General features: G+C 74.1%; 2 protein-coding genes. Both read left to right on the top strand.

Annotated features, from left to right (window positions below; all coding sequences use genetic code 11):
* Window positions 1-121: 121 nt before the first annotated feature.
* A complete protein-coding gene (locus BBH68_RS00100) occupies window positions 122-7,708 on the top strand; it encodes an SDR family NAD(P)-dependent oxidoreductase (RefSeq protein WP_342673107.1) in 7,587 nt (2,528 codons plus the stop codon).
* Between the two features lie 11 nt (window positions 7,709-7,719).
* Window positions 7,720-8,891 (top strand): beta-ketoacyl synthase N-terminal-like domain-containing protein (locus BBH68_RS00095; protein ID WP_174588965.1); only part of this gene is annotated, 1,172 nt, incomplete at its 3' end.

Raw genomic sequence — 8,891 nt, 5'->3', positions numbered from 1 at the left:
CCGGGCCCGGCCCTGGCGCAGGCCTTCACCGCGGGGCTGTCCGTGGACTGGAAGGCCTGGTACGGCGTGGACACCGCCCCCGACGCCCTGACCGGGGCCGCCGCCCCGGCCCCGCCCGGACCTGCCCACCTACGCGTTCCAACACCAGCACTACTGGCTGAAGCCCGGCAGGTGGGGGAGTTCCCCGGAGAAGGGTTCGGAGGACGACGAACGCTTCTGGAGCGCTGTCGAAGCGGGGGATCTCGCCGGGCTCGGGGCCTCGCTGAACGTGGCGGAGGACACCGCGCGGCAGGCGCTGGCCCCGGCGTTGCCGGTGTTGGCACAGTGGCGTCAGCGCACCCGGGACCGGGCCCGGATCGACGGGTGGCGCTACCGGACCGCCTGGTCCGCCGTCACCGGCCTGGACGCGGCTCCCCGGCTGAGCGGCACATGGTTGCTGATGGTGCCCGAGAAGCTCGACGGCGACCCGGCGGTCGGGACGGTCGCCCGGGCGCTCGAGGGCCGGGGGGCGCGGTGCACGACCCTCGCCCTGGCGCCGGGCGACCAGGCGCGCGATCCGCTGGCGGAGCGTCTGCGGCAGCTGGAGGAATGGCCCGACGTCGCCGGTGTGATCAGCGCGTTGGGCCTTGACGAGGCCGCGCACCCGGACCATCCGCACCTGTCGGTGGGGCTGGCCGGGACCATCGCCCTCGTTCAGGCACTGGACGGGACGGACTTCGGCGGGCGCCTGTGGTGTGTGACGCGCGGCGGGGTGTCGGTCGGCGAGGACGGCCCGGTGAGCCCGGTGCAGGCCCAGGTGTGGGGTCTGGGGCGCGTGGCGGCCCTGGAGTACCCGAAGCGATGGGGCGGCCTGGTCGATCTTCCGGCCGCGGTGGCGGAGGAGACGGCGAACCGGCTGGCCGCGGTGGTGGCCGAGGGCACCGAGGACCAGGTGGCCTTGCGCGGAGACGGTGCGCTGGGGCGCCGGCTGCGCGCGGCACCGGGAGGCGCGCCTGGCGAGGAGTGGCGGACCGAGGGGTCGGTCCTGGTCACCGGCGGGACCGGCGGCGTGGGCGGCCGGGTCGCACGGTGGGCGGTCGAGCGGGGCGCGCGCCATGTGATGGTGGCCGGCCGGCGCGGCCCCGCCGCGCCCGGGGCCGAGGAGCTGACGGCGGAGCTCGAGGCGCTCGGCGCCTCGGTGGACGTGGTGGCCTGCGATGTCGCGGACCGGGACCAGGTGGCCGGGCTGCTGGCGCGGGTGCCGGAAGAGCAACCGCTGCGTGGGATCTTCCACGCCGCCGGGGTCGGCGACTACACGCCGGTGAACGACCTGGACCCCGACCGGGTGGCGCAGGTGACGGCGGCGAAGGCGGGGGGCGCGCGGTGGCTCGACGAGCTGACGCGCGACCTGGACCTGTCGGCGTTCGTGCTCTTCTCCTCCGGCGCGGCCAGCTGGGGCAGTGGGCAGCAGGGCGCGTACGCGGCGGCCAACGCGTATCTGGACGCGCTCGCCGAACGCCGGCGCGCCGAGGGCCTGCCGGGACTCTCGGTGGCCTGGGGGCCGTGGGGCGAGGCGGGCATGGCCGCCGACGAGGCGGTGGCGTCCTTCTTCCGCGACCGGGGTCTGACCGCCATGCCGCCGGAGCTGGCGCTGCGGGTGCTGGGCGACGCCCTGGGCCGTGGCGAGACGACGCTGACGGTGGCCGACTTCGACTGGGCGCGGTTCGCCGCGACGTTCGCCGGGCAGCGCGCCAGTCGGCTGCTCGCCGAGATCCCCCAGGCCGTCGAACTCCTCGAGAAGGAGACACCGTCCGAGGACAGCCCGCTGCGCAGGCAGCTGTCCGCCGCCGCCCCGGAACAGCGGCACCAGATACTCTCGCAGCACATCCGGGCCCTGGCGGCCGGCGTGCTGGGCCACTCCGGCCCGGACGCCGTGTCCGCGACGAAGCCCTTCTTCGAGATGGGCTTCGACTCGCTGACCGCCGTCGAGCTGCGCAACAAGCTCAGCTCGAGCGCCGGAATGCCGCTGCCCACCACGCTGATCTTCGACTATCCCACGGCGGACGACCTGGCCCGCCATGTCCTCGGGGAGATCTCCGGCACGCGGACGACCGTCGCCGGCGCCACCCTCGTCCCCGCCGCGGGACCGGCCGGGGAATCGGACGAGCCGATCGCGATCGTCGGGATGGCGTGCCGGTTCCCGGGCGGGGTGACCAGCCCGGAACAGCTCTGGGACCTCGTGACCGAGGGCCGGGACGCGATGTCGGCGTTTCCGACCGACCGCGGCTGGCGCCTGGACACGCTGTACGACCCGGACCCGGACCGCCCGGGCACCAGCTATGTGCGCGAGGGCGGATTCGTCTACGACGCGGGGGAGTTCGACGCGGACTTCTTCGGTATCTCGCCGCGTGAGGCGGTGGGGATGGATCCCCAGCAGCGGCTGCTGCTGGAGACCGCCTGGGAGACGTTCGAACACGCCGGAATCGACCACGGCTCCCTGCGCGGCAGCGACACCGGTGTCTACGTCGGCGCGACCATCTTCGACTACCTGTCGATCATCGGGATCTCCAGCCTCGACATGGAGGGGTACACCGGCACCGGCAACCTCGGCTGCGTGGTGTCGGGGCGGGTGTCGTATGTGCTGGGGCTGGAGGGTCCGGCGGTGACGGTGGACACGGGGTGTTCGTCGTCGCTGGTGGCGCTCCACTCGGCGGTGCGGGGACTGCGTGGCGGTGAGTGCTCGCTGGCGTTGGCGGGTGGCGTGACGGTGATGTCCACGCCGGGTGCCTTCGTGGAGTTCTCGCGGCAGCGCGGGCTGGCGGCGGACGGTCGTTGCAAGGCGTTCGCGGCGGCGGCGGACGGGACGGGGTGGGGTGAGGGTGTCGGTCTGCTGTTGCTGGAGCGGTTGTCGGACGCGCGGCGCAATGGTCACAGGGTGTGGGCGGTGGTGCGGGGTTCGGCGATCAATCAGGACGGTGCGAGCAATGGGTTGACGGCGCCGAATGGTCCGTCGCAGCAGCGGGTGATCCGGCAGGCGTTGGCGAACGCGCGGTTGTCGCCGGCGGATGTGGATGTGGTGGAGGCACACGGCACGGGTACGACGCTGGGTGATCCGATCGAGGCGCAGGCGGTGCTGGCCACCTACGGCCAGGGGCGGCCGGCGGAGCGGCCCCTGTGGCTGGGATCGGTGAAGTCCAACATCGGCCACACCCAGGCCGCCGCGGGCGCCGCCGGCGTCATCAAGATGGTGATGGCCATGCGCCACGGGGAGATGCCGGCCAGCCTGTTCATCGACGCGCCGACGCCGCACGTGGACTGGGACAGCGGGGCGGTGGAACTGCTCACGGAGCCCACCACCTGGCCGGAGGTGGACCGCCCGTGGCGGGCGGGCGTCTCGGCGTTCGGCATCTCCGGCACCAACGCGCATGTGATTCTGGAAGAGGCTCCGGAGGACCCGCAGGTCACCGCTCCGGCGGACTCGGGCCCGGCGCCGGTGGGCGGGGTGGTGCCGTGGGTGGTGTCGGGGCGGTCGGCCGCGGGGTTGCGTGCCCAGGCCGGGCGGTTGGCGGAGTTCGCCCAGGAGACCGTGGGCGAGGTGGCGGAGATCGGCTGGTCGCTGGTGGCCGGCCGTGGGGTGCACGACCACCGCGCGGTGGTGGTCGGCCAGGACCGTACGGAGCTGCTGACCGGCCTGACGGCCCTCGCCGAAGGACTGCCCTCGGGCGTCGCGGTGACCGGGGAGCCCGTGGCCGGCGGGGCCGGCCCGGTCCTGGTCTTCCCCGGGCAGGGGGGCCAGTGGCGTGGCATGGGTGTGGAGTTGCTGGATGTGTCTTCGGTGTTCGCGGGGCGGATCGCGGAGTGTGAGGCGGCGTTGGCGCCGTTTGTGGACTGGTCGTTGACGGCGGTGTTGCGGGGCGGGGACGGGATGGATCTGGCGCGGGTCGATGTGGTGCAGCCCGCGTTGTGGGCGGTGATGGTCTCGCTGGCGGAGGTGTGGCGGTCGTTCGGTGTGGAGCCCGCCGCGGTGGTGGGACATTCGCAGGGGGAGATCGCGGCGGCGGTGGTCGCCGGGGCGCTCACGTTGCAGGACGGTGCTCGGGTGGTGGCGTTGCGCTCGCAGGCCTTGCGGGTGCTGTCGGGGCGGGGGGCGATGGCGTCCCTCGCGGTGGGACAGGAGGAGGCCGAGAAGGCGATCGGTGGCCGTGCGGGGGTGGTCGTGGCGGCGGTCAACGGGCCCGGATCCACCGTGATTTCCGGGCCGCCGCAGGCCGTGGCCGAGGTGGTCGCGGCGGTGGAGTCGGGCGGGGGCCGGGCTCGGCTGGTCGATGTGGACTATGCCTCGCACAACCCCCAGGTCGATGACATCGCCGATGAGCTGGTGGAGTTGTTGGGGCAGGTCACGCCGGTGGAGACGGGTGTGGCGTTCTATTCGGCGGTGACCGGTGGCCGGGTGGAGTCGACGGCTTTGGACGCGGCGTACTGGGTGGAGAACCTGCGTCGTCAGGTGCGGTTCGCGTCGGCGGTGGAGGCGGTGCTGGGCGACGGGTATCGGGTGCTGGTGGAGTCGAGTCCGCATCCGGTGCTGAGCGTGGGTATCCAGGAGACCGCCCAGGCGCTGGAGGTGCCGGTGGCCACCGTGCCCACTCTGCAGCGGGACCAGGGTGGTCCGGCGCAGCTGGCCCGGGCCCTGGCGCAGGCCTTCACCGCGGGGCTGTCCGTGGACTGGAAGGCCTGGTACGGCGTGGACACCGCCCCCGACGCCCTGACCGGGGCCGCCACCCCGGCCCCGCCCGTGCTCGCCCTGCCCACCTACGCGTTCCAACGCCGGCACTACTGGATCGACCCCTCCACCATCGGCGGCCAGGGCGACCCCCACAGCCTCGGCCTCGCTTCCGCCGACCACCCGCTGCTCGGCGCCGCCGTCCGGGTCGCCGAGAGCGAGGAGGTGGTGCTGACGGGCCGGATCTCGACCGCCGGACACTCCTGGCTGGCCGACCACGCGGTGGCCGGCTCGGTGTTCCTGCCCGGCACGGCGTTCGTCGACCTCGCCGTGCGGGCGGGGGACGAGGTGGGCTGCGACCGCGTCGAGGAACTGGTCCTGGAAACCCCCCTCGTCCTCCCCGAGGAAGGGGCGCTCCAGCTCCAGCTCGTCGTCTCCGCGCCACGCCAGGACGGCGGCCGCGGTTTCACCGTCCACGCGCGCGCCGACGGCCCCGACGACACCGACCGGCCGTGGACCCGGCATGCGAGCGGCACCCTCACCACGGGTGCCCGGCCGGACGACTTCGACTTCACCCAGTGGCCACCGGCCGACGCCGAGCCGCTGTCCCTGGACGGTCTCTACGCCGGCCTCGCCGAGGCGGGCTACGGCTACGGGCCGGCGTTCCGCGGCCTGAAGGCCGCCTGGCGCCGCGGGGACGAGGTGTTCGCCGAGGCCGCGCTCGCCGGGGAACTGCACGGGGAGGCCGGACGGTTCGGCCTGCACCCCGCCCTGCTGGACACCGCGCTGCAAGCCGCCGGCATCGGACAGGGCGGCCCGCCCGACGGGCGGATGCTGCTCCCGTTCACCTGGAACGGCGTGTCGCTGTACGCCACCGGCGCCTCGGCGCTGCGTGTCCGTATGGTCCCCAACGAGACGGCCGACGGGGTGTCGCTGAGTGTCGCGGACCCCTCGGGCCGTCAGGTCGCCTCCGCCGACGCGGTGGTCTTCCGCCCGGTCTCCCTGGAGCAGCTGAGCCGGGGCGGTTCCGAGCCCGACTCGCTCTACCGTGTCGAGTGGATCTCCGTCGAGCCCGGGCCGGAGGCGCTCGCCGACCGCGCCTGGGAGGTGGTGGGCGCCGACGGCCTCGGCATCACGGACGCGCTGGAACACGCCGGACACGCCGTGCGCGCCACCACGGACCTCGAGGAGTCGGCGCGGTACGTCGACGACGGCGCCCCCGCGCCCGACCTGATGGTGCTGCCCTGCGCACCCCTCGCCGGCAGAGCGACCGCCCTCGACCCCGGCCTCGCCCCCGCGGTCCACGACGAGACCGCGCGGCTTCTCGGGGTCGTGCAACGCTGGCTCGCGGACGAGCGTTTCGCCGCCTCCCGGCTGGTGGTGGTCACCCGCGGCGCCCAGTCGACCAGCGGCGACGAAGGGGTCACCGACCTGGTGCACTCCGCCCTCTGGGGTCTGGTGCGCTCCGCACAGCTGGAGAACATCGACCGGTTCGTCCTGGTCGACCTGGACGGCACCGACCCGGACGCGGCGGCGCTGCTGCCCGGCGCCCTCTCCGCCGCCCTCGAGGCGGGCGAGCCGCAGGTGGCGGTGCGCCAGGGCGGAGTCGTCTGCCCGCGGCTGGCCCGTACCGGCCAGAACACCGCCCTCACCCCGCCGGACCTGCCCGCCTGGCGTCTGGGCACCGTACTGATCACCGGCGGCACCGGCACGATCGGCGGCGTGGTCGCCCGCCATCTGGTCACCACGCGGGGCGCCCGGCACCTGCTGCTGACGAGCCGCCGGGGCGCCGAAGCGCCCGGCGCCGCCGCGCTGCGCGACGAACTGACCGCCCTGGGCGCCGAGGTCACGGTCGCCGCCTGCGACGCCGCCGACCGCGACGCCCTGGCGGCGCTGCTGGCGGACATCCCGGCGGCCCATCCGCTGACCGGCGTCATCCACGCCGCCGGCGTGATCGACGACGGCACCATCCCCTCCCTCACCGGCGAGCGGCTGCGCGCGGTGCTGCGGCCCAAGGTGGACGCGGCGGTCAACCTGCACCAGCTGACCCGGGAGAAGGACCTCGCGGCCTTCGTGCTGTTCTCGTCGACCGGCGGCGTGACCGGCGTCGGCGGCCAGGCCAACTACACGGCCTCCAACGCCTTCCTGGACGCGCTCGCCCAGGACCGCCGCGCCGCCGGGCTCCCCGGCCAGTCGCTCTCCTGGGGGTACTGGGAGCAGACCAGCGGCATCACCGGCACCCTGGACGAGCGCGACATCGCGCGCATGGAGCGCTCCGGTATCCGGGCGATGTCGTCCGAGCAGGGCCTGGCCCTGTTCGACGCGGCCGAGCGCCGGCCCGAAAGCCTGCTGGTGCCCGCCCGCCTCGACCCGGAAGCGCTGCGGGACCTCGCCGACGCCCATGTCCTGCCCCGCATCCTCAGCGGCCTGGTGAGGCAGCCACCCGCCCGGCGCGCCGCCGCGGCGGGGCAGGCCGCCACCGGGGACGGCCTGACGATGGCGGAGCGCCTGGCGGGCCTCTCGGCGGCCGAGCAGAGCCGCACCCTGCTGGAGCTGGTGCGGCGCAATGTGGCGGCCGTGCTCGGGCTCGGCGACGTCCTCGCGGTCGATCCGTCACGGCCCTTCAAGGAGATCGGCTTCGATTCACTGACCGCGGTGGAACTGCGCAACCGGCTCAGCCGGGCCACCGACACCACGCTGCCCTCCACCCTCGTCTTCGACATCCCCACCCCCGCGCTGCTCGCCGAGCACCTGCGGGAGCGACTGGTCTCCGAGGGACTGAGCGGGTCGGAGGCCCTGATCCAGGAACTCGACCGGCTGGAGGACCACGTCGACCTGCTCCTCGACGACGGGGAACGGGACGCCGTGACGGCCCGCCTCGAAGCGCTGCTGGCGCGGTGCCGCCAGAAACCCACGGCTGCGGAGGGCAACGGCGTCGCGGAGCGGCTCCAGGACGCCTCGGCCGACGAAGTACTCCAGTTCATCGACTCCCACCTGGGAAGGGCCTGAAAGAGGACGCCATGGCGAACCAGGAACAGCTGGTCGACTACCTCAAACGGGTGGCGACCGACCTGCATGACACTCAGCAGCGCCTCCGCGAGGTGGAGGCCCGGGACCGCGAGCCGATCGCGATCGTCGGCATGGCCTGCCGGTTCCCCGGTGGCGCGGACACGCCGGAGGCCCTGTGGGAGCTGGTGTCCGAGGGCCGCGACGTGATCTCCCCCATGCCCGACGACCGGGGCTGGGACCCCGGCATGTTCAACGACTCGGGCGAGACCGGCACCAGTTATGTGCGCGAGGGCGGATTCGTCCACGACATCGCCGACTTCGACGCCGACTTCTTCGACATCAACCCGCGCGAGGCGCTGGCCATGGACCCCCAGCAGCGCCTGCTGCTGGAGACCTCCTGGGAGGCCATCGAGCGCGCCCGCATCGACCTGACCTCGCTGCGCGGCAGCAAGACCGGCGTCTTCGTCGGCGGCAGCACCGTCTACTACGCGGGCAACGCCGCGGGCGTGCCGCAGGACGTCGCCGGGTACCTGGCCACCGGGCTGGCCGCCAGCTCGATGTCCGGCCGCATCTCCTACACCTTCGGGTTCGAGGGCCCCTCCTTCACGGTGGACACCGCCTGCTCCTCGTCCGGGGTGGCCCTGCACCTGGCGGTGCAGGCCCTGCGCAAGGGAGAGTGCTCCCTCGCGCTGGCCGGCGGGGTGTGTGTGATGGCGACCCCCGGCACCTACCTGGAGTTCAGCAAGCTGAACGGGCTCGCGGCCGACGGCCGGTGCAAGGCGTTCGCCGCGGCGGCCGACGGCTTCGGGCCCGCCGAGGGCGTGGGCGTCCTGCTGGTGGAACGGCTCGCGGACGCCGAGCGCCTCGGGCACCCCGTGCTCGCCGTGATCCGCGGCTCCGCGATCAACCAGGACGGCGCCTCCAACGGCCTCACCGCGCCCCATGGCCCCGCCCAGGAACGCGTCATCCGCGCGGCGCTGGCCGACGCCCAGCTGTCCCCCCGGGACATCGACGTGGTGGAGGCGCACGGCACCGGCACCTCGCTGGGCGACCCCATCGAGGCACAGGCGCTGATCGCCGCCTACGGCAGGCGGCGCGCCGACGGCGGCCCGCTGTGGCTGGGCTCGGTCAAGTCCAACATCGGGCACACCCAGGCCGCCGCCGGCATGGCTGATCAAGATGG

It is taken from the genome of Streptomyces sparsogenes, from assembly GCF_001704635.1.
Classification (GTDB): Bacteria; Actinomycetota; Actinomycetes; order Streptomycetales; family Streptomycetaceae; genus Streptomyces; species Streptomyces sparsogenes.
This window is presented reverse-complemented; position numbering and strand designations above follow the sequence as displayed.